General features: G+C 70.2%; 20 protein-coding genes and 9 pseudogenes. 15 read left to right on the plus strand and 14 right to left on the minus strand.

The window, feature by feature from the left end:
* Positions 1 to 95: 95 nt before the first annotated feature.
* Both ACIA73_RS40775 and ACIA73_RS40780 read left to right on the plus strand, forming a co-directional pair.
* A pseudogene (locus ACIA73_RS40775) lies at positions 96 to 1511 on the plus strand (aminotransferase class I/II-fold pyridoxal phosphate-dependent enzyme); the annotation flags it as partial.
* 80 nt (positions 1512 to 1591) lie between these two features.
* Positions 1592 to 2779 (plus strand): amidohydrolase, encoded by a 1188-nt coding sequence (locus tag ACIA73_RS40780; RefSeq protein WP_399444091.1) that lies wholly within the window; start codon positions 1592 to 1594, stop codon positions 2777 to 2779.
* Positions 2780 to 2901: 122 nt separating this feature from the next.
* On the opposite strand, the gene ACIA73_RS40785 is transcribed toward ACIA73_RS40780, so the two are convergent.
* Positions 2902 to 3126, minus strand: a complete 225-nt coding sequence (locus tag ACIA73_RS40785; protein WP_399444092.1) for a hypothetical protein — start codon at positions 3124 to 3126, stop codon at positions 2902 to 2904.
* A 49-nt stretch (positions 3127 to 3175) separates the two neighbouring features.
* Between ACIA73_RS40785 and ACIA73_RS40790 the strand changes: the two are divergent.
* Together ACIA73_RS40790 and ACIA73_RS40795 are read left to right on the plus strand one after the other, a co-directional pair.
* Positions 3176 to 3427: pseudogene (locus tag ACIA73_RS40790) on the plus strand (ISKra4 family transposase); the annotation flags it as partial.
* 262 nt (positions 3428 to 3689) lie between these two features.
* Positions 3690 to 4742: an NAD-dependent epimerase/dehydratase family protein gene (locus tag ACIA73_RS40795; protein WP_399444074.1), complete on the plus strand. Its 1053-nt coding sequence runs from the start codon at positions 3690 to 3692 to the stop codon at positions 4740 to 4742.
* 227 nt (positions 4743 to 4969) lie between these two features.
* Here the strand turns inward: ACIA73_RS40795 and ACIA73_RS40800 are convergent.
* A pseudogene (locus ACIA73_RS40800) lies at positions 4970 to 6073 on the minus strand (sensor histidine kinase).
* Positions 6074 to 6122: 49 nt separating this feature from the next.
* A pseudogene (locus ACIA73_RS40805) lies at positions 6123 to 6810 on the minus strand (winged helix-turn-helix domain-containing protein).
* Positions 6811 to 6932: 122 nt separating this feature from the next.
* Between ACIA73_RS40805 and ACIA73_RS40810 the strand changes: the two are divergent.
* Genes ACIA73_RS40810 through ACIA73_RS40820 form a run of 3 tightly spaced genes read left to right on the plus strand, consistent with a single transcriptional unit; the run spans position 6933 to position 8958 of the window.
* A complete protein-coding gene (locus ACIA73_RS40810; protein ID WP_399444075.1) occupies positions 6933 to 7685 on the plus strand; it encodes a glycosyltransferase family 2 protein in 753 nt (250 codons plus the stop codon).
* Positions 7682 to 8320: a DUF2064 domain-containing protein gene (locus tag ACIA73_RS40815; protein ID WP_399444076.1), complete on the plus strand. Its 639-nt coding sequence runs from the start codon at positions 7682 to 7684 to the stop codon at positions 8318 to 8320. The genes ACIA73_RS40810 and ACIA73_RS40815 overlap by 4 nt, the downstream gene beginning before the upstream one ends.
* Positions 8317 to 8958: a class I SAM-dependent methyltransferase gene (locus ACIA73_RS40820; protein ID WP_399444077.1), complete on the plus strand. Its 642-nt coding sequence runs from the start codon at positions 8317 to 8319 to the stop codon at positions 8956 to 8958. Before ACIA73_RS40815 ends, ACIA73_RS40820 begins: the two co-directional genes overlap by 4 nt.
* Before the next feature lie 120 nt (positions 8959 to 9078).
* Here ACIA73_RS40820 and ACIA73_RS40825 read toward each other — a convergent pair whose 3' ends face one another.
* Together ACIA73_RS40825 and ACIA73_RS40830 are read right to left on the minus strand one after the other, a co-directional pair.
* Complete coding sequence (locus tag ACIA73_RS40825) at positions 9079 to 9501, minus strand: hypothetical protein (protein WP_399444078.1); 423 nt, start codon at positions 9499 to 9501, stop codon at positions 9079 to 9081.
* Positions 9501 to 10742: a molybdopterin-dependent oxidoreductase gene (locus ACIA73_RS40830; protein ID WP_399444079.1), complete on the minus strand. Its 1242-nt coding sequence runs from the start codon at positions 10740 to 10742 to the stop codon at positions 9501 to 9503. Before ACIA73_RS40830 ends, ACIA73_RS40825 begins: the two co-directional genes overlap by 1 nt.
* 234 nt (positions 10743 to 10976) lie before the next feature.
* Between ACIA73_RS40830 and ACIA73_RS40835 the strand changes: the two genes are divergently transcribed.
* Complete coding sequence (locus ACIA73_RS40835) at positions 10977 to 12374, plus strand: glycosyltransferase family 87 protein (protein WP_399444093.1); 1398 nt, start codon at positions 10977 to 10979, stop codon at positions 12372 to 12374.
* A gap of 269 nt (positions 12375 to 12643) precedes the next feature.
* Here the strand turns inward: ACIA73_RS40835 and ACIA73_RS40840 are convergent.
* The 3 genes and pseudogenes from ACIA73_RS40840 to ACIA73_RS40850 form a co-directional block, all read right to left on the minus strand.
* Positions 12644 to 13000 (minus strand): annotated as a pseudogene (locus ACIA73_RS40840) (SLC13 family permease); the annotation flags it as partial.
* Between the two features lie 563 nt (positions 13001 to 13563).
* Positions 13564 to 13638: pseudogene (locus ACIA73_RS40845) on the minus strand (IS5/IS1182 family transposase); the annotation flags it as partial.
* Between the two features lie 122 nt (positions 13639 to 13760).
* Entirely contained in the window at positions 13761 to 14519 is a 759-nt protein-coding gene (locus ACIA73_RS40850; protein ID WP_399444080.1) for a transposase, read from the minus strand.
* A gap of 303 nt (positions 14520 to 14822) precedes the next feature.
* Here ACIA73_RS40850 and ACIA73_RS40855 point away from each other — a divergent pair, with 303 nt between their 5' ends.
* From ACIA73_RS40855 to ACIA73_RS40865, 3 genes are all read left to right on the plus strand, one after another.
* Positions 14823 to 16025, plus strand: a complete 1203-nt coding sequence (locus ACIA73_RS40855; protein WP_399444081.1) for an NAD(P)/FAD-dependent oxidoreductase — start codon at positions 14823 to 14825, stop codon at positions 16023 to 16025.
* 124 nt (positions 16026 to 16149) lie between these two features.
* Positions 16150 to 17184, plus strand: a complete 1035-nt coding sequence (locus ACIA73_RS40860) for a hypothetical protein (RefSeq protein WP_399444082.1) — start codon at positions 16150 to 16152, stop codon at positions 17182 to 17184.
* Between the two features lie 71 nt (positions 17185 to 17255).
* Positions 17256 to 18212 carry a sigma-70 family RNA polymerase sigma factor gene (locus tag ACIA73_RS40865; protein WP_399444083.1) on the plus strand — a complete coding sequence of 319 codons (957 nt, stop codon included), beginning with the start codon at positions 17256 to 17258 and terminating at the stop codon, positions 18210 to 18212.
* 114 nt (positions 18213 to 18326) lie between these two features.
* Here the strand turns inward: ACIA73_RS40865 and ACIA73_RS40870 are convergent, their stop codons facing one another.
* Both ACIA73_RS40870 and ACIA73_RS40875 read right to left on the minus strand, forming a co-directional pair.
* Complete coding sequence (locus ACIA73_RS40870) at positions 18327 to 18833, minus strand: DUF6262 family protein (RefSeq protein WP_399444084.1); 507 nt, start codon at positions 18831 to 18833, stop codon at positions 18327 to 18329.
* An 8-nt stretch (positions 18834 to 18841) separates the two neighbouring features.
* Complete coding sequence (locus ACIA73_RS40875) at positions 18842 to 20182, minus strand: tyrosine-type recombinase/integrase (protein WP_399444085.1); 1341 nt, start codon at positions 20180 to 20182, stop codon at positions 18842 to 18844.
* Positions 20183 to 20199: 17 nt separating this feature from the next.
* Here ACIA73_RS40875 and ACIA73_RS40880 point away from each other — a divergent pair, with 17 nt between their 5' ends.
* Positions 20200 to 20970: a transposase family protein gene (locus ACIA73_RS40880; RefSeq protein ID WP_399444086.1), complete on the plus strand. Its 771-nt coding sequence runs from the start codon at positions 20200 to 20202 to the stop codon at positions 20968 to 20970.
* On the opposite strand, the gene ACIA73_RS40885 is transcribed toward ACIA73_RS40880, so the two are convergent.
* The 3 genes from ACIA73_RS40885 to ACIA73_RS40895 form a co-directional block, all read right to left on the minus strand.
* On the minus strand, positions 20971 to 21822 hold the full coding sequence (locus ACIA73_RS40885) for an ISAs1 family transposase (protein ID WP_399444094.1): 852 nt from the start codon (positions 21820 to 21822) through the stop codon (positions 20971 to 20973). It lies immediately after the preceding gene.
* Between the two features lie 12 nt (positions 21823 to 21834).
* Entirely contained in the window at positions 21835 to 22155 is a 321-nt protein-coding gene (locus tag ACIA73_RS40890; protein ID WP_399444087.1) for a transposase family protein, read from the minus strand.
* Positions 22156 to 22226: 71 nt separating this feature from the next.
* Positions 22227 to 22646: a hypothetical protein gene (locus ACIA73_RS40895; protein WP_399444089.1), complete on the minus strand. Its 420-nt coding sequence runs from the start codon at positions 22644 to 22646 to the stop codon at positions 22227 to 22229.
* 1181 nt (positions 22647 to 23827) lie between these two features.
* On the opposite strand from ACIA73_RS40895, the pseudogene ACIA73_RS40900 reads away from it, so the two are divergent.
* From ACIA73_RS40900 to ACIA73_RS40910, 3 genes and pseudogenes are all read left to right on the plus strand, one after another.
* Positions 23828 to 24015: pseudogene (locus ACIA73_RS40900) on the plus strand (IS3 family transposase); the annotation flags it as partial.
* A 38-nt stretch (positions 24016 to 24053) separates the two neighbouring features.
* Positions 24054 to 24410 carry a hypothetical protein gene (locus ACIA73_RS40905; RefSeq protein ID WP_399444090.1) on the plus strand — a complete coding sequence of 119 codons (357 nt, stop codon included), beginning with the start codon at positions 24054 to 24056 and terminating at the stop codon, positions 24408 to 24410.
* Between the two features lie 178 nt (positions 24411 to 24588).
* Positions 24589 to 25779: pseudogene (locus ACIA73_RS40910) on the plus strand (IS110 family transposase); the annotation flags it as partial.
* 20 nt (positions 25780 to 25799) lie between these two features.
* Here ACIA73_RS40910 and ACIA73_RS40915 read toward each other — a convergent pair.
* A pseudogene (locus ACIA73_RS40915) lies at positions 25800 to 25881 on the minus strand (IS5/IS1182 family transposase); the annotation flags it as partial.

Below are 25881 nucleotides of genomic sequence, written 5' to 3' on the forward strand. Positions count from 1 at the left end.
GCAGAAGCTCCGCTGCAGCACCAACCGCATCACCAACGTGGTGAAGGCCGTCGTCGTCCTTCACCACGCGTCAGCGTGAGGTTGGAAAGAGCTCACCGTTCACCCCGCCCGGCCACAAGCAGGGGCGCGGCGCGGATCCGCGGGTGCGTGCCGTGCTCGGGGACGCGGTTTTCCGCTCGGACGTGCTCGCGATCAGCGGGCTCGACGACCGCACGTCCTCGCACGGCATCCTCGCGGAAGCTCAGGCGTTGATGGCGGACGCGGTGGATGCCGAGCACACCTTCTTCTCCACGTGTGGAAGTTCGCTCTCGGTCAAGGCTGCGATGCTGTCGGTCGCGGGCCCGCACGAGGCCCTGCTGGTCGGCCGGGACGCGCACAAGTCCGTGGTGTCGGGCCTCATCCTTTCCGGCGTGCGACCCATCTGGGTCGACCCGCAGTGGGACGCCGAGCTGCATCTCGCGCACCCGCCTTCCAGCGAGTCCTTCCGTGCCGTCTTCCGCGCGCACCCCGAGGCCAAGGGGGCGCTGGTCACCAGTCCGACCCCGTACGGCACCTGCTCCGACCTGGGCGCCATCGCGGCTGTCTGCCACGAGCACGGCAAACCGATGATCGCTGACGAAGCCTGGGGCGCCCATCTTCCCTTTCACCCGGACCTCCCGACGTGGGGCATGGACGCGGGAGTCGACATCTGCGTCACGTCGGTGCACAAGATGGGCTCCGGGCTGGAACAGAGCTCCGTCTTCCACCTCCAGGGCGACCTGGTAGATCCACACGTACTCAGCTCGCGTGAGGACCTGTTGGGCTCGACGAGTCCCTCCAGCCTCATCTATGCGGCCCTGGACGGGTGGCGGCGTCAGATGGTCGAACAAGGGCGTGCACTCTACGACGACGCCCTGTCGCTGGCCGACGACGTACGCAGGCGCATCGGCATGCTGGACGGCATGCGCGTGCACGGCCGCGCGGATTTCTGCGGCCCAGGCCGTGCCGCGGACATGGACCCGCTGCAGGTCATCGTGGACGTCACCGGCCTGCACATCTCGGGTTACAGCGCCGCCGACTGGCTTCGGGAGCACCACCAGGTCAACCTGCATCTGAGCGACCACCGCCGGATCAGCGCGCAGCTCACTCACGCCGACGACGAGAAGTCGGCCCAACGGCTGCTCATCGCCCTCGAAGGCCTCCTGCGCCACGCCGAGGACCTCCGACCCGCCCCCGAGATCCACGTCCCCAACCCCGCCGAATTGCGGCTGGAACAGGCCATGCTGCCGCGCGACGCCTATTTCGGCCCCGTCGAACAGGTCCCGTGGCGACAGGCCGTGGGACGTGTCAGCGCCGAGATGCTCACCCCCTACCCGCCCGGTATCCCCGCCGCGCTGCCCGGCGAGCGGCTGAACCTGGAAGTCCTCGAGTACCTGCGCGACGGGGTCGACGCGGGCATGGTCATCCCCGATGCGGCGGACAGTTCAGTACGGACCGTGCGTGTCGTCGCGGCCGGCGGCACGAAGGAGTAGGGGTGGTGGCTGCTCCGCAGGATCCGACCGGGCCCGCGGCCCTCCCCGGCGGCCCGGAGCACCCTCCGGGCCTTTCAGCCATTCACGAGCGCATCGGGCAGGAGGTGACAGCCCGTGCGCCGCGGCTGTGGGATGTGGCGCACGCCCTTCACCGTGAGCCGGAACTCGCCTTCGAAGAGCACGCCGCCGCGAAGCTGCTCTCTGGCGAGTTGGAGGATGCGGGCTTCACCGTCCGGCGCGGAGTCGCGGGCATGCCCACCGCCTTCACGGCTGAGGCGGGCACCGGCGGGCGGCCACGCATCGCATTGTTGCTGGAGTACGACGCGCTGCCCGGCCTGGGGCACGCCTGCGGCCACAACCTGATCGCTGCCGCCGGCCTCGGAGCAGCACTCGGCCTGCAGAGCGCACTGCTCTCAGTCTCCTCCCCCGTGCTCGGCGGCACGGTCATGGCAGTAGGGGCTCCTGCTGAAGAAAGGGGCGGCGGGAAGGTCAGGGAGGTGGCAGCCGGCACCTTCGACGAGGTCGACGCAGCCTTGATGTTTCACCCCGGGGTTAACAACTGGTCGTGGTCCCCCCTCACTGCCCAAGTGCAGGTGCAGGTGGTGTTCCACGGGCGCGCCGCGCACCCCACCGGAAACCCCACCGAAGGGGTGGACGCCCTGGCCGCTCTGCTCCAGATGTTCGGCGCTCTCAACATGCTGCAGCGGCGTCTTGCGCCGGGAGGCCATATCCAGGGCATCATCACCGACGGCGGCCGGGCCACCAATATCGTCCCGGATCGCGCGGAAGGCCTGTTCGGCCTCCGCGCGGCCACGACGAGCGCCCTGGACGAGTTGGTCGTGCAGGTAACGCAATGCGCCGAGGGCATTGCGGCGGCCACCGGCACCCGGGTGGAGGCGTCCCGCGCCAACGCGGGATACCGGCACTTCCGCGACAACGACGTGCTCTCCAGCCGTTTCGCCCAGCACCTGCGGGACACGGGCATCAGGCTGGAGGAGCCGACACCGGGGGTCTATCTGGGATCGTCCGACATCGGCGACGTCAGTACGGTCGTTCCCTCCATCCACCCCTTCGTTGCCATCCTGGGCTCCGACCAGTCGGACCACACACCGGAGTTCGCCGCCGCGGCGGCCGGCGCCCAAGGGCGGAAGGTGATGCTGGCCGCAGCGTGGGCCATGGCATGCACCGCCGCCGACGTGATGAGCGAACCGGGCCTGTGCGAACGAGCCTGGGCACGGCAACGAGCCAGGGCCGCTGCCGGTCAGTGACGCGACGCAGGTAGGTGCCCTGCCGGTCCGCGGGCAAACCGGCGGCTCCCCGGCGTGGTGGCAGGCCGCCATCCCCCGTCGCAGGTCCTTCATTGTGCCCACTGGGGGCCTTCGGTCGGCGGTCAGCCCTTCGGCCGGGTGAGCACGGCGCGCGTCTCCGCGGCCACCTGCTGGGTTTCGCCGGTCGGAACGACGAGGACGGTCACTGCCGCGCCGTCCGGGCTCACAACTGCTGCGTCCGTGGGGTTACCTTCCGCAAGACCGCCGCCGAGGCCGAGAACGCCCAGCCCGGCGCAGACCGCCTCGCGCACTTCCGGCTGGTCCTCGCCGATCTCACCGGTGAACACCAAGGCGTCGACCCGGTCGAGAGATGCGGCAACGCTCGCGATGCCGCGCTACGACATCGCCTTGAGGAACGGCTGGCCGATCGCCACCGGTGCAGTCGAAGGAACCTGCCGCCATCTGACCGCCGACCGCCTCGACATCACCGGCGCACGCTGGGGACTTGACGGGGCCGGCGCCGTCCTCCAGCTTCGTTCGCTGATCACGAACTGCGGCTTCGAGAACTACTGGAACTTCCACGCGGCCCGCGAACATCAACGCCCCTACCCCAGCCCTGACCAGCAGAACTACCGCCTCACTGCATGATCCCGACCGTCACTCCAGAGGATCCACACCCTTCACGGGTTCGGATTGGTTGCGCGGCCGAGTCCTTGCCAACCCCCTCATCGGGACTGTGGTTGGTGCCATGGCGGATGGCCTCGCGCTGCCTGCATCGGGCCGGGGGGCCGGGACTGCCGCGGACGGCGGCCCCGGGCCCTGGGGTGCTGTCCGCGTCATTTCTTACGGTGCGGTGACATGGCCGTGTGGCCGCTGGTCGGGCGGGCGCACGGGCCCTAGCGTCGGCGGTATGCGTGTACTTGTGACCGGCGGGGCGGGCTTCATCGGCTCGCACATCGTCGAACGGCTGATCTCCGCGAACCACGAGCCGGTGGTGCTGGACGCCCTGCTCCCGGCCGCCCATCCCACCGCGCCGCGACCACCCGCGGGCGTGGAGTGGGTGCACGCGGACGTCCGGGACGCCGAAGCGATGCGCCGCGTGCTGCGCGGGGTGGACGCCGTGTGCCACCAGGCCGCGATGGTGGGTCTGGGCAAGGACTTCGCGGACGCCCCCGCCTACGTGGGGTGCAACGATCTGGGGACGGCGGTGCTCCTGGCGGAGATGGCCGCTGCCCGGGTGGGGCGGCTGGTGCTGGCGGGTTCGATGGTCGTGTACGGGGAGGGGCGCTACGACTGCCCGGTGCACGGCACTGTACGCCCGGGTCCGCGTGCCGGAGCAGACCTGGAGGCGGGCCGGTTCGAGCCGCACTGCCCGCTCTGCGGCGCGGAGTTGGTGTCGGGTCTGGTGGCGGAGGATGCCCCGGTCGATCCCCGCAATGTGTACGCCACGACGAAGCTGGCCCAGGAGCACCTGGCGGCGTCCTGGGCGCGGACGACCGGCGGCCAGGCCGTCTCCCTGCGCTACCACAACGTCTACGGTCCCGGTATGCCGCGCGACACCCCGTACGCGGGCGTCGCCTCGCTCTTCCGTTCGGCACTGGCACGGGGCGAGGCGCCCCGGGTCTTCGAAGACGGCGGCCAGCGGCGGGACTTCGTCCACGTCCGGGACGTGGCCGGTGCCAATGTCCTGGCCCTGGGGTCCCTCGATGAGCGGGAGCCAGCCGCACTCGCCGCGTACAACGCGGGCAGCGGAGACCCGCACACGGTCGGCGAGATGGCCGCCGCGCTCGCGGCGGCTCACGGCGGGAAGCAGCCCGTCGTCACGGGGGAGTTCAGGCTGGGGGACGTACGGCACATCACTGCGGACTCGGGGCGACTGCGGGCCGATCTCGGCTGGCGGCCGACGACTGACTTCGCGGCGGGTATGGCCGAGTTCGCCCTCTGTGGGCTGCGCGGGGAGTGAGAGCGGTCGGGGTATCGGGCAGGGCGCGGAGCGGCCGGCCGCGGAAGGAGGCTGTGAGGTGCGTGCACGGGCACAGCCCCGGGTGCTGTCCGCCCGGCGTCCCCTCGGTTGCGGTGCCGTGTACGACTCCACCTGCCTTCCTCGGCCGTCGGCGCCTGCCGTTTCGGAAACGGCCCCGGGCCCGAGCTTCCTCGCGCTGATGCGGCCGGGCGCGGAAGCCTGCTCGGTTACGCGGTCGCGGCCGGGCGAGTGACCTCGAAGCGGCAACCCCGGGTACGTTGCGGACGTCCGCCCGGCCCGCGTGCGCTTCCACGATGGCGAGTCCCAGCCCTGCCCCGGCGGGAGGCGTACGTGCCTTGGTGCCGCGCCATCCGGTGTCGAACACCCGGGGCAGGTCCTCGGAGGGGATCCCACCGCAGCCGTCCGTGACGGACAGGACAACGGAGCCCGCCCGGTACTCGGCGGCGACCGCTACCGTGCCGTCGGCCGGGGTGTGCCGGATCGCGTTGACCAGCAGGTTCGCCAGCACCCTGGTCATCTCCTTGCCGTCCACTTCCACCGGGACCGGGTCGACGCGCCCGCCGACAAGGCGTACTCCGTGTTCCCGGGCGAGCGGGTCGGCCCCGTCGAGAACGTCGCCGACGAGGTCGTACACCGACATCCGGGACGGATTCAGGCTGAGCGCCCCGGCGTGGATGCGGGAGAGTTCGAACAGGTCCCCGACCATGGAGTTGAGCCGGTCGGCCTCGGTGCGGATCTGCCGGTGGTAGCGGGAGGTGTCCTGCACGATTCCGTCCTCCAGCGCCTCGGACATGGCGCGCAGCCCGGCCAGCGGTGTGCGCAGGTCGTGCGAGATCCAGGCCACCAGTTCACGCCGGGACACCTCCAGCGCGCGTTTGCGCTCCCGGGAAGCGGCCATCCGTACGGCGGTGGCCGCCAGTTCAGAGCTGAGCGCGGCAAGTTCGGCGGGCGCCGCCCCGGGGGCGGGCGGGGTGAAAGTACCTCTGTCCCCTAACTCCCTCGCTGCCACGGCCAGCTGACGCGTGCTCACCACGAGCCGGCGGCCGAGCAGGAGTGTGGTGGCGAGAGGGACCACTGCCGCCATCGCGACGACCAGGGTGACCACGGAGAGGTCGTGGGCGGACAGGAACATCGCCTGGGCCACGGCGACGGTTCCGGCGAGCATCGCGGTCACCGCGACCGCGGCCGCCACGGTGAGCGACACCGCGATCGAGCGACGTCGCAGCAGGTGCAGGACGGCGGCGCCCAGCAGCCCGGCCCCCGGCCGCGTCCAGGAAGGCGTACAGGGCGATGAGCAGGATGTCTTGCACGGGTTTCAGTCCTCTGTCGGGGCGTACGGCGGGCGGTCCGGGGCGGGGTTCAGTCCGCGGCCGGCGGATCGAAGCGGTATCCGGCGCCCCAGACCGTCTGGATGAGCCGGGGCCTGGCGGGGTCCTCCTCGATCTTGCTGCGCAGCCGTCAAACGTGGACCGTGACGGTGGAGAGGTCACCGAACTCCCACCCCCACACCTGCTGCATCAGCAGCTCCCGGCTGCACACCTGCCCCGGATGCCGCAGGAAGTGGGCGAGCAGGTCGAACTCCCGCAGGGTCAGAGCGAGTTCGCGCCCGTCTCGGACGGCGCGCCGCGAGGCGGGGTCCACCTCCAGGCCCGGGACCCGCAGCGGCGGCGTGTGGGAGGCCCGGCGCAGCGCCGACGCGACCCGCAGCACCAGCTCGCGCGGGCTGAACGGCTTCGTGACGCAGTCGTCGGCCCCCACCTCCAGCCCGAGGATGCGCTCCTCCTCGCCGCTGCGAGCGGTCAGCATGATCACCGGCACGGGGCCCCGGGCCCGCAGCTTCCGGCAGACCTGGAGGCCGTCCCTGCCGGTCAGTATCAGATCGATCGAGGACCACCAGGTCGGGCCAATTCCGCTGGGCCGCTTCGAGCGCGCCGGGGCCGTCGGCGGCGGTGTCCACCGTGAACCCGGTCCGCTCCAGGTAGCCGGCGACGACCTCGGACACGGTTGGGTCGTCGTCCACGGCCAGCACCCTCTGTACGTTCCGCATGCCCCAGCCTCGCACCAGGATCGGCCGCGGACGCCCCGGTGAACGTCCGGGGAGGACGGACGTCCTTGTTTCGTAAGGTCTCCGAGCCGCTTTTGCCCACCCGGGATTCATACGGTGAGGGCGTGACCGAATTGAACTCCTCAACGCCGACGCGGAAGCCCTCGGCCGGCTCCGTGGACGTCGTGCTGCCCTGCCTGGACGAGGCGGCGGCCCTGCCCTGGGTGCTGGAACGCATTCCGCCCGGCTGGCGCGCGATCGTCGTCGACAACGGCTCCACCGACGGCTCGGCGGACCTCGCCCGCTCGCTCGGCGCGACGGTGGTGACCGAGGCCCGGCGGGGGTTCGGCGCGGCCTGTCACGCCGGGCTGCTCGCGGCACGTGCCGACATCGTCTGCTTCTGCGACTGCGACGCCTCCCTCGACCCCGGCCTGTTGGTGCCCTTCGTCGACCGGGTCGTGGCGGGGGAGAGCGACCTGGTCCTCGGCCGCCGCCGTCCGCAGGGGCGTGGGACCTGGCCGCCGCACGCGCGTGCCGGGAACCTGGCGCTCGCCCGGATGCTGCGCCACAGGACCGGACTGCGGCTGCACGACCTGGGCCCGATGCGGACCGCCCGGCGCACCGACCTGCTGGCGCTCGGGCTCACGGACCGGCGCAGCGGCTACCCGCTTCAGATGGTGGTCCGGGCGGCAGACGCGGGCTGGCGGGTGCGGGAGTACGACGTGCCGTACCTGCCGCGCACCGGGAAGTCGAAGGTCACCGGCACCTGGCGGGGAACCTGGCAGACCGTGCGGGACATGCGCGCGGTGCTCACCGAAGCCCCCGCGCCGAGCGCGCAACTCGTACCCGCCGCGATGCCGGGCGAGGAGTCGCGATGACCTGCCCGACCACGCTCCTGGTCATCGCCAAGGAACCGCTGCCCGGCCGTGTGAAGACCCGCCTCACCCCGCCCTACTCGCCCTCCGAGGCGGCCCGGCTGGCCGAGGCGGCCCTCGTCGACACCCTCGAAGCAGTACGGGCCACCCCCGCCCACCGCCGGGTGCTGGTCCTCGACGGGACGCCGGGCCCCTGGCTGCCCTCGGGCTTCGAGGTCTGGCAGCAGTACGCCGGCGGCCTCGACGACCGGCTGGCCGACGCCTTCGCACGGTGCGGCGGGCCCGCACTGCTGATCGGCATGGACACCCCGCAGGTGAACCCCGAACTCCTCAGCCGGGCAACCGACTTCGAAGCCGCCGACGCATGGTTCGGCCCCGCGGACGACGGAGGATTCTGGGCTCTGGGCCTCGCCGCCCCCGACCCGGAACTGTTGCGCGGAGTGCCCATGTCCGTGGCGCACACCGGCGCGGTTCAGCGCCGACGCCTGCTCGAAGCCGGTCTGCGGGTACGCGACCTCCCCGTGCTTCGGGACGTCGACACCGCGGCCGACGCGTGCGCGGTGGCGGCCGAGGTCCCGACGAGCCTCTTCGGCCGCCTCCACGCGGACCTTGTCTCCTCCCGGGCGAGTGCCCGGTGAGTGTGCCGGCCTGGCGGGCCGACCCCTACCGCGACGCACTGTTGGCCGGGCAGGGCCCCCTCTTCCTGCGGCGCGACGACGGGTGGCTGCTGCCCCTGGAGGTGGAGCGCTGGTGCGCGCCGCCCGACGGCGCCGACACCACCGTCCTGGCACGCTGCCGGGGAACGGTGCTAGACGTCGGCTGCGGTCCCGGCCGACTCGTGGTGGCCCTCGCCGCCCTCGGCCGGGTGGCCCTGGGCCTGGACGTCAGCCGGGAAGCGGTCGAACGCACGGAACGCAACGGAGGCGCGGCCCTGTGCCGCTCCGTCTTCGACCCGCTGCCGGGCGGGGGCCGCTGGGAGACCGTGCTTTTGATCGACGGCAACATCGGTATCGGCGGCGATCCCGCCGCCCTGCTGCTGCGGATCGCGGAACTGACCGGCCCCGACGGCCTGCTGCTCGTCGAGGTGGCCGATCACGACCTTGACGAACAGGTCGTGGTGCGGGTCGACGACGGCAGAGGCGCTCCGGGAGAGTCCTTCCCCTGGGCCAGGGTCGGCGAACAGGCGCTGCTGCGGTACGCCGAGGACACCGGATGGGTGGCCGACGACCGGTGGCGGTCGGCGGGCCGCAGCTTCCTGCGACTGCGCCGCCGCTGAGGGGCGGGGCCCGTGCCGGGGGATGGGTACCCCACCTGCTGCGACTCCCGCGCGCACGGCCCCTCGTCGGCCGACCGTGCGCGCGGGATTCAGTGGCGCCGTCCCCGGCGGTAAGCGCCTCTACCCAGCGGGCTCCGACCGCTCACCTTTCCCCCACCGCGCCATCAATTTCCGTACGGCCTGGAACGCGCCCGCCCCGAGGGCCGCCGCAGCCACGGCGATCAGCCAGCCCTGCACGTAATCCAGCGGCAGCACTGAGGAGTTGGCCGGAGTGCCGCGCCGCATCAGCACCGGCAGCGCGACCAGAGTCAGGCAGCCCGCCACGAGCAGCGCGCCGCGCACCACCCCGTACGCCCGTAGTCCCCCCAGCAGGAGCCCCACCCCCAGGACGACCGGGGCGATCAGTGCGTCGTGCGCCACGATCGCCCCGCCCAGCCACAGTGCGACACCCACCACGTCCCCGGTCCCCAGCACCAGAACCGCCCCCACACCCATCAGTACGACTCCCAGCGTCCCCACCGCCGTGCGCCCGCGTCCGGCCATCACCGCACCTCCATCCGTGCGACCCACTTGGTCTGGAGCACACCCGGCCGGTTCGGCGCGATGATGCGCGCCGGATAGCCGTGATCGGCGGACAGCACCTGTCCGTTGAGGCCCAGCGCGAGCAGGGTGAGCGGATCGTGGGCGTACTCGCTGCCCATGTCCATGACCCGGTACGCCCCGCTCCTCTCCAACGACTCGACCCGCAGCCGAGCCCCGGGAGGCGCGCCGGCACGCTCCAGCAGGTCCCGGACGCGTACGCCCGTCCAGCGGGCGTTCTTGCTCCAGCCCTCGACGCACGCGATCGGCAGCTCGACCTCGGTCTGCGGCAGGGCACGGAGTTCGTCCAGGCTCAGCCGGAAGGGTCGCGGTCCGGCGACTTCCAGCCGCCAAGCGGCGGAGGTTGCGGCAGGGAGCACGCGCGCGGCGGAGGCCGTCCGGTTGACCGGCAGGCCCTGCGGGCCGTGGTCGGGATGACGCGGCGCGAGCAGGTCGAGGCTCTTCAGCGGAGTGAAGGACTGCCCGACCGTCGTGACGGTGACCGCGCCGACCGCCGCCGCGAGCCCCAGCAGCAGCGACCGCCGGTCCGGCCCGGCGCCGTCTGCCGACAGCACGACGGTCGCCTCAGCGCCGCGCCGCCAGTGCGCCGTGATCTCGGGCCACTTCACCGCCAGGTGCAGCAGCAGCGCACCCACCAGCAGCCAGGCCACCGCGAAGTGCACCGGCACGAAGGAGAACGGCCACGGATACCACTGCACGGTGTTCAGCAACCCGCTGAACAGCTCGAACATCGCGGCACCGACCAGCACCGCCACCGAGAGCCGCTCCAACGCGTGCCGCACGGAGCGGACCGGCGGCCACACGAACAGCCGCGGGTAGACCGTCCACAGCTTCACCAGCAGCAGCGGAATCGCCGCGATGCCGCTCGCCACGTGCAGTCCCTGGCTGACCCGGTATCCCCACGACGGGCGGCTCGGCAGCACGTCGAGCGCCCAGGCCGGCGGATGCTGGAGGTAGTGGCTGACCAGACCGGTGACGAAACAGACGGCGATCGCGGCGCCCAGCAGGCGGCCCACGGACGTGGCCGTGCGTGCGTCGTGCAGCCGCCCCGAGAACACCGGCGGCAACCGGTCCGTGAGGGAGGCGGGCAGACGGACCGCGACACGGTTCCACACACGGGTGGCGAGCGTCGGACGGCCTGCGGTACGTCGGCGTACCCGTACGGCGGGCGAGGGAACTTTCATGCCTTCCATGACACCGCCCACACGCCCTGTCCGGGGCGTGCGACTCCTTACGAAACGCGGACGTCCAGGGCGCCGCGCGCCCGGGGAACAACCTCCGCTGCCAGGCTGAACAGCGTGATCACTTCCCGCACTTCGAAGGAACCTCTGGCCGCCCGGTCCTCAGCCCGCCGGAGCGCGGCGGGGCCCCGTACGCGTACCGCCCTCGCCGCCACACTCCTCGCGGCGCTCACCACCGTGCTCGCGTTCACGGTCCGGTACGACGGCTACCACACCGACCCCGCAGGACTGTCCTGGTGGTACGCGGCGTCCTGGCTGCTCTTCGCTGCCGCAGCCTGGACCCTGCGCAAGGTCCCGGTACGCCGGGCCGTCGTCCTGATCCTCGTGGGCTCGGCGGCGGTTGCTGCCACCGGCCTCCTCGCCCCGCCCCGCACCAGCACGGACGCCTACCGCTACGCCTGGGACGGCCGGGTGCAGGCGGCGGGCATCTCCCCGTACGACCACACTCCGGCCGACCCCGCGCTCGTACCGCTGCGCGACGACTGGCTCTTTCCCGCCGGCGCGGGCTGTGAAGGCCCTGACCGCGCCCGCGTCCCCGCATCCGACGGGCAGACCCACTGCACGCGTCTCAACCGCCCCTCCGTACCGACCATCTATCCCCCGTTCTCCGAGGCGTACTTCTACGGCGTCGAACAGCTCTCCCCGCCCGGCTCCCGCCTCAAGGGCTTCCAGATCGCGGGCGCCGCACTCTCCGTCGCCGTCACCGCCGCCCTGCTGCGGCTCCTCGCCCGCACCCGTTCCGGCCGCGGCGACCCGCGTACAGCCGTCTACTGGGCCTGGTGCCCGGCCATCTCCGTCGAGGCGGTCAACAACGCCCATGTCGACGTCCTGGGCGTGCTGTTCACTGTGCTGGGACTTGGGCTGGTGGCGTTCCGGCACCGGCGCGCCGGGGGTGCGCTGCTCGGCGCAGCCGTCGCCTCCAAGCTGATGCCGGCGATCGTCCTGCCGGGCGCGCTGTCCGGGGTGCGACGGGTCCGCGACGCGGCGGCGGTCCTCGTACCCGCTGCCGCTGTCACGTTCCTCGCGTACCTCCCTTACGTCCTTGCCTCCCACTCCTCCGTCCTCGGCTACCTGGGCGGCTACGTCGAGGAGGAGGGATACGGCGACGCGGCGGCCCGCAGCCGCTACGCACTCCTGCGCCTGCTCCTGCCCGACGCATGGGCCGTCCCCGCCCTGGTGCTGGGCATGCTGCTGGTGAGCGGTTACGTGCTGTGGCGCGGCGATCCGGCCCGGCCCTGGAGCGGCGCACTGACGGTGACCGGCACCGCTTTCCTCCTGCTCACCCCGGGCTACTCCTGGTACGCACTGCTGCTCGTCGCACTCGTCGCCCTGGACGGACGCGGGGAGTGGCTGACGGTCGCCGCGGCGGGAGCTGCCGCGTACGTCACCGGGCGGGTCTTCGGCTCGTCGGCGACGGTGAGCACGACCGCCTACGCGTGTGCGGCCGTTGCCGTCACGGCGGGCTGGGCCTGGCGCCGCAGGTCCTCACGTTCCCACCCGGGCGCCACGGCCCCGCCGCTCCTGCCAGGGCGAAGTACCGCAGCCACAGACAGCCTGCCGACAGTACGAGGGTGACCGCCGTGACGGCGAGCCCGTACTTTGTGAACTGCCAGAAGGAGATGGGCTGCCGGTTGCTCTCCGCGATGCCGAGGACGACGACGTTGGCGCTGGCGCCGATCGCGTTGGCGTTGCCGCCGAGGTCCGCGCCGAGCGCCAGCGCTCATCACATGACGTGGTTGCCGGAATCCCCCAGGGTGTGCACGAGGTCGCCGGTGATGGGGGGGCGTGGTGGCGACGTAGGGGATGTTGTCGACCACGCCGGACAGCACGCCGGAGGCGTCGAGGAGCAGCATCGAGCCGCCGAGTTCGCGGTCACCGACGGCGTTCGCGAGCGCGTGGGAGATCTCCTTCACTACGCCGGTGTCTATGAGGCCGCCGATCATGACGAACAGCCCGGCGAAGAAGGCGAGGGTGGGCCACTCGACCTCGGTCAGCACCTCGCCGGTCTCGACGCTGGACAGGGCGCCCAGGCGCCCGGCACGGGGAAGGCACCCCGGTGCCGCGCCCGCGTCAGCACGAAGCGAGCTGTTGTGATCAGGGCCCGTCCCCGCCCGCGCACGCCGTCCGGAGCTCGCCCGGGCTTCATCCGGGAGTAGTTCACCACGCTCCTGACCGTGGTGAACTACGGGGCCGATCTTCATGGTCGGCGGCTCCACGAGCCCCCATACCTCGATTCTCGGAACGGGTGGCGGTGGGGCTGAGAACCTTCTTACGCTGAGCGCTGTCCGGCTTCCTGTACCCCGGCGGCTGGGCGGCGGCCCGTTTCCTTACTCCCCATCGGGAGCGGATTTCGTCCGGGCGGCGGGTCGCCCCTTCATCCCCCCGAGAGGGGCGACCCGTCTTCCTTCCACGAGCGGAACGCGGCCCCTTGACGCGTGGAGGTTGGCGGCGAAGTGGCAGTCGGCCCCGGCGGGTCGGCGGACACGGCGGTGGTATCTCAGCTCGGCCCCCTTCGGGCGGAGGCGGGGAGCTGTGCGGGCGGTGGGAGGGTGAGGTCGAGGAGTGCCCACCGGCGGCGGCCGTCCTGCCCCGTTTCCGTCCCGCAGTCCGCTGCGCCCTGGGCGGCCACGGCTTGCAGGAGGGAGCCGTCGTCCGGACGTTCGGTGTGCGGGCCGCTGCTGAGGACAAGGACCAGGGCGTGTGCTTGGTGGTCGGTGAGGTGCACGCTCAGGTGGGTGCCGCCGTCGTCCACGGCCGCGGTCACGCGGGTGACGATGAGCATCGTGACCCACTCGACCAGCGCGTGAGGCAGGTCGAGTGCGGCAGAATAGGGAACCAACGTGGCTCCTGTGCTGACGAGTTGAGACTTCGAACACCTCCCTCAACGGCACGGGAGCCTCGTGCGTTGCGCCCTCGCTGCCGTCACCCGATCGGTGGCCACTCTGAAAAGGCTCACTGAGGTCATCGCCCACAGGACGCGGGAGCGGGAGGTGGACAGCCGGTGGTCGTAGTCGCGGACCAGGCGCCGGTAGAACAGCAAGATCCCGTTCGTCTGCTCCACGATCCACCGCTTGGCCTGCGGGACGAAGCCCTTGTCCGCCGGATTGCGTTCCACGATCTCGACATCGATGCCCAGGTTCTTGCCGTGGTCGACGACGCTCTTCTTGAACCCCTGGTCGACCAGGCCTTCTTGACGGTGTCCATCTGGGCGGCCACGCCGTTCAGCAGGGCGATGCCCGCGGCGTTGTCATGCGCGGACGCCGACAGGACGACCAGGCCCGATACGTCCACGGCCAGGCATCTCTTCCTGCCCGGCACTCGTTTCGACGCGTCCTTGCCGGTCGTGTCGGCCGGGACGCCGACGGCGGCGCGGATGCTCTGGGTGTCCATCACGATGAGGCTCGGGTCGGCTAATCGCCGGTTCCTCTCCCGTAGTTGCCACCGCAGCAGGTCATGGATGGTCTGGTCGGTGCCGTCGTCGCGCCACTTGTAGAAGTAGTACTTCACCGCCCCGGCGGGCGGCAGGTCGTGGGGCAGCAGGTCCCACTGACACCCCGCTCGGTTCTGGTACAAGATCGCGTTAACGATGTCCCGCATCGCGTATCTGCCCTGGTGGCCGCTGACCGACGGGTGCGCGGCCTTCCATGCGGCGATCACGGGTTCGACCAAGACCCACTGTTCATCGGAGACGTCGGTGGAGTACGGCTTGCGCATGCTCATGCCAGAAGCCAAGCGAATCGCGAACGTCTGACCGGCGACAATGCCCCAACGTCACACCATCGAGCGATCACAAGCCGGGCAGAAGATCACGTACCGCACTCTGAGTAGTCAAGCGAGATCGTTCTCACCGGGATTTCCTGTACGCCAACTACTCACACCCGTCGACCATGCGACCGGCCCCGCGAACCGGCCTCACAGTGCCCACTATCGCCCCGTGACCCACGTCACATCCGGTTCCTGTCAGGAATCGGGTCGCTGTCCCGCTCAAGTCACCGAAGGCAAGCGAAACGACAGGAGCGAGACATGAAGCACCGCATCGTCGTCCTCGGCGCCGGCTACGCCGGGAGCTACGTGGCTGGGACCCTGGCCCGTCGGCTGTCGCCGGCAGACACCGAGATCACCGTGGTCAACGCCGAGCCGGACTTCGTCCAGCGGCTGCGGCTGCACCAGCTCGCGGCCGGCCAGGAGATCGAGGCCCCGCAGCTCGCCGTCGTCTTCGCGGGCACGGCGGTACGGCTGCGCCGGGCCCGTGTCACCACCATCGACCCCGAACGCCAGGTCGTCGCCGTGGCCGATGCCGACGGCGGCGGCGAGCTCTGCTACGACACGCTCCTCTACGCGCTCGGCAGCCACGGCGCGGACCACGGTGTCCCCGGCGTGGCCGAGCACGCCTTCGACGTCGCCAATCGGCCCTCCGCGCTGCGCCTGCGCGAGCGCCTGGACAGCCTGAGCAAGCGGGACGCAGGCGGGAGCGTCCTGGTCGTCGGCGACGGGCTGACCGGCATCGAGACCGCCACCGAGATCGCCGAATCCCGGCCCGGCCTGTCGGTGACGCTGGTCGCACGCGGGGAGCTGGGCGCCCCGCTCTCCGCCGGAGCCCGCAGCCACCTGCGCCAGACCTGCGACCGGCTTGGCATCACCGTCTTGGAACACACCAGCGTCGAAGCCGTCGAAACGGCGCGGGTGCTGTGCGCCGACGGTACCGCCCTGGCGTCCGACGCAACTGTGTGGACGGCCGGGTTCGCGGTCAGCCCCATCGCCGCCGCGAGCGGGCTGGAGGTCACCGAGGACGGCCGGATCGTCGTCGACCGCACCATGCGGTCGGTCTCGCACCCGAACGTCTACGCCGCCGGCGACAGCACCTACGCCATCGGCGACAACGGCCAGCCGCTGCCGATGTCCTGCGCCTCGGCCGGCTACACGGGCCGACAGGCCGTGGACGCGATCGTGGGACGCCTGACCGGGCGCGAGATCGCCAACACCAAGCTGGAGTACGTCGGGAACCACATCAGCCTCGGGCGGCGGGACGGGATCCTGCAGATGGTCGACGACCAGGGGCGGGCGAAGCCCAAGTACATGGGTGGCCGGAAGGCCGCACGAATCAAGGCGGGCATCGTCAGGATGTCCCTGTGGGCCACCGAGCACCCGACCTTCGGCCTGCCCAAGCGCAAGCACCACCTGGCCGCCGCGCCGGACGCGTCCCCCGCCGAGAAGGCGATCGCGTAGCCGCGCCCCCACCTCACTGGTCAATACGGCAATCCACCCGGGCTCGGGCCGTGTTCCGGCGTGGACGCGTCGGATCCGAAACCCCTCTCCCCGGTGATGAACTCCCTCCTCCGAAGGAGAAGTCATGTCCGCTCAGGCCGCGACCGCAGCCGACGCGTCGCCCTCCCCCTGGCCGACAGTGGTCAGGGCGGTCGCCTTGCTCACGGTGACCATCAGCCTGCTGCTCACCGCCTTCGCCTGGCCGTCGGTACGCTCATCGGTGCATGACGTGCCGATCGCCGTCGCCGGGCCCCCTGCCGCCGTCAAGCGGATCACTCCCGTACTCGACCAACGGCTTCCCGACGGTTTCAAGGTCACCGAGGTCGCCGACACCACCGCCGCCGAACAGCTGATCCGCGACCGCAAGGTGTACGGGGCGATCGACCTGAGCTCCGGCAGCCCACAGGTCATCACCGCGTCAGCCGGGAGCATCGCCGTCGCCCAGACCCTGAACACCATCGCGACCGGCCTCAGCCAGGCCCAGGGACCCAGCACCGCTGTCGCCGCCCGCGACCTCGTGCCGCTGCCGGCCGACGACCCGCGCGGCGCCGGACTGGCCGCCGGAGCCCTACCGCTGGTCATGGGCGGCCTGCTCGCCGCCCTGCTGCTGAGCAGGCTCGTCCACGGCAGCGTCCACCGCGTCACCGGAGCACTCTCCTTCGCCCTCACCGGCGGACTCGCCGCAACAGCAATCCTGCAGTTCTGGCTCGGCTCACTCGACGGCTCCTACTGGGCCAACTCCGGCGCCGTCGCCCTGACCATCGCGGCCATATCCCTGACCATCCTCGGTCTCGAATCCCTGCTCGGGTACGCCGGCTTCGGCCTCGGCGCCGCCACCATGATGCTCATCGGCAACCCCCTCTCGGGCACTGCGACCGCACCCGAGATGCTGCCCGGCTGGTCCGGCAGCCTCGGCCAACTGCTACCGCCCGGGGCCGGCGGCCGGCTGCTGCGCTCCACCGCCTTCTTCGACGGCCACGGGGCCACCGCCGCCGCCACCGTCCTGGCGACGTGGTTCACGCTCGGTCTGGCACTGTGCCTGGCCGGCAACCTCCGCCGCCGTTCCACCGCCACGACGGCAGACCCCGCAGCACGGCCGGCCCTGCCCGTGACCGTCTGACCCCCCACAGCACTTGCCGACTGCGGGAGGTGCCCGCACCACGGGAAACGGAGCGTCTTAGAGTGGCCCGCATGGACAGCACCGCGGTGGACCTCTTCGACACAAGCCGGTTCGAGGCCAGCCGCAGCCGGCTGGCCTCGCTGGCGTACCGGCTGCTGGGCTCCGCCACCGACGCCGAAGACGCGGTGCAGGATGCGTTCTTGCACTGGCAGGCCGCGGACCGACAGCGGATCAAGGTACCGGAGGCGTGGCTGACCAAGGTCGTCACCAACCTGTGCCTGGACCGGCTCCGCTCGGCACAAGCCCGCCGCGAACGCACCGCCGGTGCCTGGCTGCCCGAACCGCTCCTCGACGGCGACCCGATGCTCGGCCCGGCCGACACCTTCGAGCAACGCGAATCGGTCTCCCTTGCCCTGCTGACGCTCATGGAGCGCCTATCCCCCGTCGAACGGGCCGTCTACGTCCTGCGCGAGGCGTTCGCCTACGGCCACGCCGAGGCCGCCGAGATCCTCGACATCACCGAGTCTGCGAGCCAGCAGCACCTCCACCGGGCCCGGCGCCGCATCACGGCCGCCCGCAGCGGTGGCGCCGAAGTCGACCCCGCGTCCGCCCGCAGGATCGTCGAGGAATTCCTCGCCGCGGCCACCTCAGGCCGCACCGAACGGCTGGTGGCGCTGCTCACCGACGACGCGACCGCGGTCTCCGACGGCGCCGGCGGCCTGGCCAAGACGCTGCTGCGGTACGACACTCCGCAGCGCATCGCCGCCGTCGTACGGGCCGGCTTCAAACCCACAGACGCGAAGCGGCGGATGGCCGGCGGCACGCCCGCCGTGCACTACGCGCTCGTCAACGGAGCCCCCGCCATCCTCTTCGTGCTCGGCGACCAGGTCGTCGGCTCCACGATGTTCGACATCGTCAACGGCAAGATCGCAACCATGCACGGCATCGCTGCCCCCAACCGCCTCGCCCGTCTCACCGAAGCCTGGCGGCAGCACGAACCGGACGCGCCGCTCATCGCCCAGTGGTGAACCAGCTGCCCCCGGCCAGGCTCAGCACCCGCGCTGGCCGGGTGGGCCAGCCGACCGGGTGCCAAGGAGCGCAACGGCCTTCCCGCACGTGCCGATGCGGGACGCGCCCGTGTTTCATAGGTGGTGGTTCAAGGACCGGGTCAGCTCCCGGTTCGCAGCGCGAGCCGCTTCCAACTCCTCCGTCCGTTCGTCGAGTGCGCCTCGCATGTCCGCGATCTCCTGCTCAAGGAGGGTGATGTGGCGTTGAAGCTGATCGATGTCGACGGGGGCACCAAGTCCGGACTCGGCCCAGACACCTTCACCGAGCTGTACGGAGAGCCGCTTCTCCAGCTGCCGCAGCCGTGTGTTGAGGCGCTTGTTGGCTTCCAGTGCGTTTGCGAGGTCGGCCTGGAGAGAGGACCGGCTGACCGCCGTCTTCCGGTCCCTCTCAACGGCTGTGCTGGCGGCGACGTGGACTCGTTCGAGCAGGTCGGGATGCCGATAGAGGAACGTCCGGTCGACTCGCGCGAGGCGGGCGAGCCCGGAGACGGTGATGTCTCCGCCGGACTTCACCGCGGTGTCGATGGCCTTCAGGACACGCTCGCGGCGGCGGGCGGAGTCGGCCCGTTTCCCGTCGGTCATGGGGTTGGTCATCCTGTCGGCCTTTCGGGACGGAGATCTTCGGGTGGTCCAGTGCGGGGCAGTCCGAGGGAAACGACCCGGCGTGAGCGCCGGACGACGGCAATCGCTTCCTGGATCTGGAGTGTGTCCTCGTCTGTGAGGTCTTCGAGGTCCTCGCGAACGCGTTTGACCAGGCGGCGAACCCGGGTGATTTCCTCGTCGGAGGGCATGGCCTCGGCCTTCGCCCAGGAGTCCGCGGCGAACGCGGCGAGCCGTTCCCGCCCGCGCAGCAAGTCGGCCAGGTAGGCCTCCAGGTCGGGGAGGTAGGAGACATCGGTGCGGAAGTGGGAGCATCCGACGCAACGGAACCGGACTGGGCAGTCGTGGCCGCCAGCGGCCACGTTGGTCGGTTCGGTACAGAGCCCGTAGGGCACCTGGACCTCGCCCACGGCACGACGTGCATGTTCGGAATCGAGCAACCGCTGAGCTCGGCGCCAGATTCGGCTGCCGCTGCGGTCGAACTGCATGGTGGTGACCCGGTCGACAGCCTCCCGGCGGCGCTTCTCGCTGACTCGGTAGTACCGCTGCGTGGTGGTGAGCTGCCGGTGGTCCATGAGATCGCGCAGGACATCTGGTTCGACACCCGCGTCGGCGTGCCGCTGGGCGTAGGTGTGGCGGTAGGCGTAAGGGAAGATGTTCTTCTTGTCGAACTCGATTTCCCTACGGACTGTCTGGGCGCCGTCGGGGGTGCTCATGCTGAGCACGAACGTCGGCAGTGAGAGCACCCATTCACGGTGTTGCTGTGTGACATCGGCGATCGACTTGGTGCCGTCCGGATTGGCGTAGCCAGTTGGCAGCAGGACGAGGTCCGCGATCGGTGTCCGGGGGAACTGCGCACGGACCCGTTGCTGCTGGGTGGTGATGAGGGCGGCGGTGGCGTCCGCAATGGGCAGCCGGCGGCCTTTCCGGTAGGCCTTGTGGTTGTCGTAAAGCAACACGGCCTTGCCGTCTGTATCGCGGGTGAGGCAGTCCCAGCGCAGGGTGCAGGCTTCTTGTGGACGCCTGCCGGTATCCATCATGATCTCGACGGCGACACGGACCTCTGCGTTCCACCGGTTCTCCAACTCAACCAAGTGGCAACAGAGTTGGCGCATGATCTCAGATGGCAGGTCCCTGCCTGCCTCCGAGTCATCGGGCTCGTCGGGGATGTCGGAGACCTGCATGGTGAAGTCTTGCGGCAGACCGTGCAGCGGCTTGCCGGGCCGGGTCAGTGAGCCTCTTCGAGTTGGCCACCGATCGGGTGATGGGCCGTGCAGCGCAACGAGCGAGGCCCCCGAGCTGTTGATGGAGATGTCTGACGTCTCAATCACGTTGCTCGGGGGCCTCGTTGGTCATCCATCCTGCCGCACTCGACCTGCCGCACGCACTCGCGGACTGGGTGACCATGCTGATCGTCACCCGTGAGGGCGACCGGCGCTGCAAGCTCCGCCCGTCACAGCGCGCGATGGTGGCACTGGTGTACCTGCGCGAACACACCACTCTGGCGAAGATCGCTGCCGGGTTCGGGATCAGCGAGTCCACCGCGCATGCCTACACCACCGCGGTCGTGGACCTGCTCGCCGCCCGTGCACCGGGCCTGCTGAAGACGCTGCGTGAGCACGACCCCGACTTCGTCCTGCTCGACGGGACGCTCGCCGAATGCGACCGGGTCGGCGACGGCCGGGCGGACTACTCCCACAAGCACCGACGCCACGGCGTGAACGTACAGGTCCTCACCGATCCCGACGGCCGGCTGCTGTGGCTCTCGCCCGCCCTGCCGGGCCGCACCCACGACCTGACCGCCGCCCGCACCCATCGGATCATCCGGATCTGCGAGCGCCAGGGAGTGCCGATAGTGGCCGATCTCGCTTACCAGGGCGCCGGCCCGTGGCTGACCACCGGCATCAAACGCAGACCCCTGCGGGAACTTACCACCACCGAGAAGACCCGCAACCGAGCCCTGGCCGCAGCACGCGCACCCGTCGAACGCGGCGTCGCCCGCCTGAAGTCCTGGCGTATCTTCCGCAGGTCTCGCTGCAGCCCCAACCGCATGACGTCAATCGCCAAGGCCATCCTTACCCCAGGGCTTCGGCGTAGTCGGCGGGCACCCGTTTTGTGATCACGCGAGGCCGAGGAGTGTGAGGGGTCGGTGGGCATCGCGTGCGTTGCGACGGAGGCCGGCGGCGATGTTCTTGACACCGCTCAGCCGGAGGGCGCCGACGGCGAGGTTGCGCCAGGTCGCCATCGCACGGGGTGCGTTGCCGGTCCGCAACTGGGAGGCGTCCTCGGCGAAGGTGGTGTCGCGGACGTGGTGCAGGGCCTCGATCTTCCAGTGGTCGCGGATCAGTCTCGCGAGTTGGACGGGGGTGGCCTGCTCGGCGGTGAGGCTGGTGACCGCGTAGACGGTCGTGATGGTGGTCTTGCCGGTCTTGCGGTCGGTGCGGTGGCGCTTGATCTGGACGGCCTGGCGTGCGCCGGGGAAGAGCAAGTTGTCCACGGTGGCGACCTTGATCCGGCGGATCTCCGCGCGGCCGTGGCCGGTGCCCCGGGTGCGGCCCTGGATCATCGGGATGTCCTTCCAGGGAAGGGACTTCAGCTGCTTGCGTAGCCTCTTCTGGTTGCCCTTGACGATCGCGATGTAATGGGCCCCGCGGCTCAGGAGGTAGGCGGCGTGCTCGCGTTGCGTATGGAGCGCGTCGCTGGTGACCACGGTTTCGGCCAGGTCTGCGACGGTATCGAGCAGCGGCTGGAAGCGGGTGACCTCACCGGTCTTCTCGCCGACGTCGAGCTGGGCCAGGGCCAGCCCGGTGGTGTGCTCCACCGCGGCGAGTAGGCGGATTCTCCGCCCCTTGGCCTTCGCCGCACCGCGCAGGGACTTGCCGTCCACGGACAGTCCGCGCAGCCCGGTGCTCTCGGGCCGGCGGTCGGCAAGCCATCCGCCCACCGCCCGGTCCAGGGCATCACCGTCGATGCGGGCGAGGAGTCAACGAACCGTCGCCTCCGAGGGCACCAGCCTCCGGGGCAGTACTGGATCGGGACGCATGCCGAGTCGCTCCAGCACGTGCGGCGGCGCGTCTGCGATCCACTCGCCGACCGCCAGCAGCGAGGTCGCGCCGGTCAGCACCGCGCACGCGGTCAGCGTGAGCACGACGGCCAGGGCATGGCGCACGCCGCGCGGATCGCGCGGATCCGGCACCTGAGCCAGCCGCTCCAGCAGCCCGGGCACCTCCCCGGGCCCGACGTCGGACTGCTTGCGGAGCCGGTCAAGGGCAGGCGGAATAAGGGATGATACGTCGGCAGGCACGGTCTTCCAGGCAGGTCACGGGTGCAGAGCACTCCATGATCGCGCGATCCTTCCCTGCATCGTCCCCCGGGTCACAGCACCGCCGCAGCCTCGCCTGCCACCCAGGTCTGCCAGACACGACGGGTATTCGGCAGGTCAGGGCGGTCAAGGAGCCAGAGCACATATCCGGCGTGGCGCCGGGCCCACGGACTGTCCGAATCAGCTGCCCGATCGAGCCTGCCCCGTAGCTCAGCGCTGTGGACAGCCCGGGCAACCCGCACGTATTCGCGATCCTTGCAGCGATACGCCCGATTAACGACGATCTCGACCAGGTCGGTAAGCTTCGCCTTGATCGCCTCCTCCTGACCAGCACGAGCCACCTTCCGGATCAGGCTCTGCTTCGTACCCCACGCCTTCGCATGCTGCGTCCACTCCAGCGGGAACCTCGCCTCCCACTCCAGGAAAAGCAACACATAGGGCAGCCCCGGCCACCCCGCCAGATCCCCGTCCACAGGACCACCCCACACCCCATCAGGCAACGAACGCCTCTGGGCTTGCTGATGCCTCCGGCGCGCCTGCAGAAAGGCCGGCTCCCGGTACTGCTCCTCCGCTCCCAGGGGCCGCGTCAGCAGCCACATCTCGTTGGACCGGGCGAGCGCGTCTGTGACCTGCCTCTGGGCCTCCGCCAGATGGACGAGCGCTGCACCTCTCGCAGCCGGATCCTCCGCTATAAGCCCGAACGCCCAACCCAGTCGCCCAACCCAGTCGCTCAGCCCATGCACAAGCGTCGTCCGCATCTGTACCTGCCTCGTCAGCCACGCACCGGATCATCTCCTAGCGCAGTCGGCTCGCTCCACCCGACGGTGCAGGGGAGACGCAAGGGCTCCGGGGCGCAACGGACATGAGCAGGAACCGCCCGCTCTCCCTCTCCTCAGCTCAAGTGATCACGAAACGGGCGCCCGCCGACTACGCCGAAGCCCTGTGAGGGAATGCATGACCAACGCGTGACCAACAGCGGTCAGGAACAGGCAGAAACACCCAGGTGCGGGTCGAACCGGGCGGTAAACGTGAACCACCCCCCGGACGACAAAACCCCTGGTCAGAGGCACCTTATGGATCAGCCCGGCTGGGGGTGGCGACCCCGGACGCTCTCCGTCCGGGTTCAGGGACTCGCGTGGACGACCGCGGCCAGGAGCGCCGACACCTGAGGCTGAACGCTCACGGAAGCGGGCGGAAAGATAACGCGAGATCCCCGGTTCGCCAAACCGGGGATGCCATAGACCGTGGATACTTCATCGCTACCTGCTGCGGCGCAGGAAAGAGCCGTCACCGAGGCAGGTAGCCCCCCCATTACCCCGTACCGATCACCTCGGATCGGCCACATGAAAGTTACTGGCACACTCGAAATGCACCTCCAAAGCGTTCCGCACGCCCCTGAGTACAGTCCCGCCCACATCCGCGTCCATTGGTCTGGAACAGGAAGCGTGGCGGACTCTTGCAGGGCTCTGGGCTTCTCCCGCGCCAAGGGTTACAACTTGATCCGCCGCGGTGAATTTCCCTGCCGAGTTCTGCGCATCGGACGCGGGACGCGGGTGGTGACCGCATCGCTACTCCGCGTCCTCGAAAATGGCCAGCCCGAATACAACAGCCCCGCCGGGCCTTACGCGGAATAGCCGCTCAGCACACCCCTCACTCTGCGCGCAGCATCGAGATGCTCAACCGCAAACGGTGGAAGACCCGGATCGAACTGGCCAACGCAATCTTCGAATTCATCGAGATCTTCTACAACCGCCGGAGCGACGGCACTCAGCACTGGGCTATCGCACCCCCATCGAGTACGAACTACGCTCCGAGAACCGCTCCATCCCGGCTACCGGATAGTCACCGAGCCTGGAACCCAAACGGTGGGGCGGGTCAAGATGTCACCCGATCGTGCGGCAGACCCGGGCTTGACGGCGCCCCTTCGCTCGATCATGTACGAGCACGCTGGGACCTGGCCCGGCAAGGACATCTACGTCGGGCGCTCCGGAAACTTCACCATCGAACGGTTCCTGCACAGCAAGTTCGGCACTGAACGGCGCATCCACGGCAACGGCATCACCAGGGATCGGGTCGTGGAACATGCTACCGCTCCTGCTGTGATGGGCGGCGAAGGTAGCTCACCTGGAAGGGGGTGCTTCCGGCATCGGCGCAGGCCAGGGAAGATGACGAAGCCCCCCCCATTACCGTCTTCGTTGGCTCCGCAATGGGGCTCCCGGCCTCCGGGCTCGGCATGACTTCCCCCCTTGTTGACCATGATCCGGGGGGTGGTGTCACCGGGCCCGGAGGCACTGACTGACCGCTGATTAGGGGCTTGACCACCGACTTTTCGCAGGTCGGGAGGCTCTTCGTAATGTGGATGTGGCGATCGGTGCCGTGGGTGAGGCCGGGAGGAAGTACGACCGGAGGACGCACGTGATCGACACCGGCGACATCGACGTCTACCTCGGCCTGGACGTCGGCAAAGGCGAACACCACGCCACCGCTGTGACCCCGGACGGGAAGAAGGCGTTCGACAAACGGCTGCCCAACACCGAGCCCAAACTCCGCGAGCTCTTCGCGAAGTTGCAGGTTAAGCACGGGACGGTGCTGGTGGTCGTCGACCAGCCGGCCTCGATCGGAGCCCTGCCGCTGGCGGTGGCGAGGGACATGGGCTGCCCGGTCGCCTACCTGCCCGGATTAACGATGCGGCGGATCGCCGACCTCTATCCCGGCGAGGCCAAGACCGACGCGAAAGACGCGTTCATCATCGCGGATGCCGCCCGCGCGATGCCCCACACGCTGCGGTCCATAGACCTCGAAGACGAGACGATCGCCGAGCTGGAGATGATCGTCGGGTTCGACGACGACCTGGCCGGCGAAGCGACCCGGGTCGCGAACCGGCTCCACGGCCTGCTCACGCAGATCCATCCTTCGCTGGAGCGGGTGCTCGGGCCTCGGTTGCAACACCCGGCAGTTCTGGCCCTGCTGGATCGGTTCGGGTCACCGGCCCAGATCCGCAAAGCCGGTCGGCGACGGCTGGTCACGCTGCTGCGGCCGAAAGCCCCGCGGATGGCCGAGCGATTGGTCGAGGGCATCTTCACCGCGCTGGACGAACAGACCGTGGTGGTGCCCGGGACCGAGGCGGCCGCGCTGATCGTCCCAAGCCTGGCCGGCTCCCTCACTGCCGTCCTCGACCAGCGCAAAGTGCTGGCCGGGCGGATCGAGGAACTACTGGAGGCCCACCCACTTTCGAAGGTCCTGATCTCGATGCCGGGAGTCGGCATCAGGACCGGAGCCCGGATCCTCATCGACGTCGGCGACGGCAGCAACTTCCCCTCCGCGGCCCACCTCGCCGCCTATGCGGGTCTCGCCCCAGCGACCCGTAACTCGGGCTCATCGATCTGCGGCGAACAGCCCTCCCGGAGGGGAAACAAGCAGCTCAAACGGGCCTTCTTCCTCTCCGCGTTCGCTGCCCTGTCCGACCCCGCTTCCCGGGCCTACTACGACAAGAAGATCAGTCAGGGCAAGCACCACACCCAGGCCCTGCTCTGCCTCGCCCGACGCAGGGCCGACGTCCTCTTCGCGATGCTCCGCGACGGAACCTTCTACCAACCACAGCCAGCCACTGCTATCAGTGAGCGTTTTCAGCGTTGCCTCTCCAGGGTGAGGACGGCTTTCGTGATGACGCTCATGCGGTTGGGACTGATGCGGGATCTGCGGAAGATC

The organism is Streptomyces sp. NPDC051561 (assembly GCF_044454195.1).
GTDB lineage: Bacteria > Actinomycetota > Actinomycetes > Streptomycetales > Streptomycetaceae > Streptomyces.

Excerpts from the sequence above, each read along its gene's own strand:
- ACIA73_RS40825 (WP_399444078.1), bottom strand. The coding sequence starts at position 9,501 with ATGGCCGGACGCGGGCGCACGGCGGTGGGGACGCTGGGAGTCGTACTG.
- ACIA73_RS40905 (WP_399444090.1), top strand. The coding sequence starts at position 24,054 with ATGTCACCCGATCGTGCGGCAGACCCGGGCTTGACGGCGCCCCTTCGC.
- ACIA73_RS40850 (WP_399444080.1), bottom strand. The coding sequence starts at position 14,519 with ATGAGCATGCGCAAGCCGTACTCCACCGACGTCTCCGATGAACAGTGG.
- ACIA73_RS40795 (WP_399444074.1), top strand. The coding sequence starts at position 3,690 with ATGCGTGTACTTGTGACCGGCGGGGCGGGCTTCATCGGCTCGCACATC.
- ACIA73_RS40870 (WP_399444084.1), bottom strand. The coding sequence starts at position 18,833 with ATGACCGACGGGAAACGGGCCGACTCCGCCCGCCGCCGCGAGCGTGTC.
- ACIA73_RS40855 (WP_399444081.1), top strand. The coding sequence starts at position 14,823 with ATGAAGCACCGCATCGTCGTCCTCGGCGCCGGCTACGCCGGGAGCTAC.
- ACIA73_RS40830 (WP_399444079.1), bottom strand. The coding sequence starts at position 10,742 with ATGAAAGTTCCCTCGCCCGCCGTACGGGTACGCCGACGTACCGCAGGC.
- ACIA73_RS40815 (WP_399444076.1), top strand. The coding sequence starts at position 7,682 with ATGACCTGCCCGACCACGCTCCTGGTCATCGCCAAGGAACCGCTGCCC.
- ACIA73_RS40865 (WP_399444083.1), top strand. The coding sequence starts at position 17,256 with ATGGACAGCACCGCGGTGGACCTCTTCGACACAAGCCGGTTCGAGGCC.
- ACIA73_RS40860 (WP_399444082.1), top strand. The coding sequence starts at position 16,150 with ATGTCCGCTCAGGCCGCGACCGCAGCCGACGCGTCGCCCTCCCCCTGG.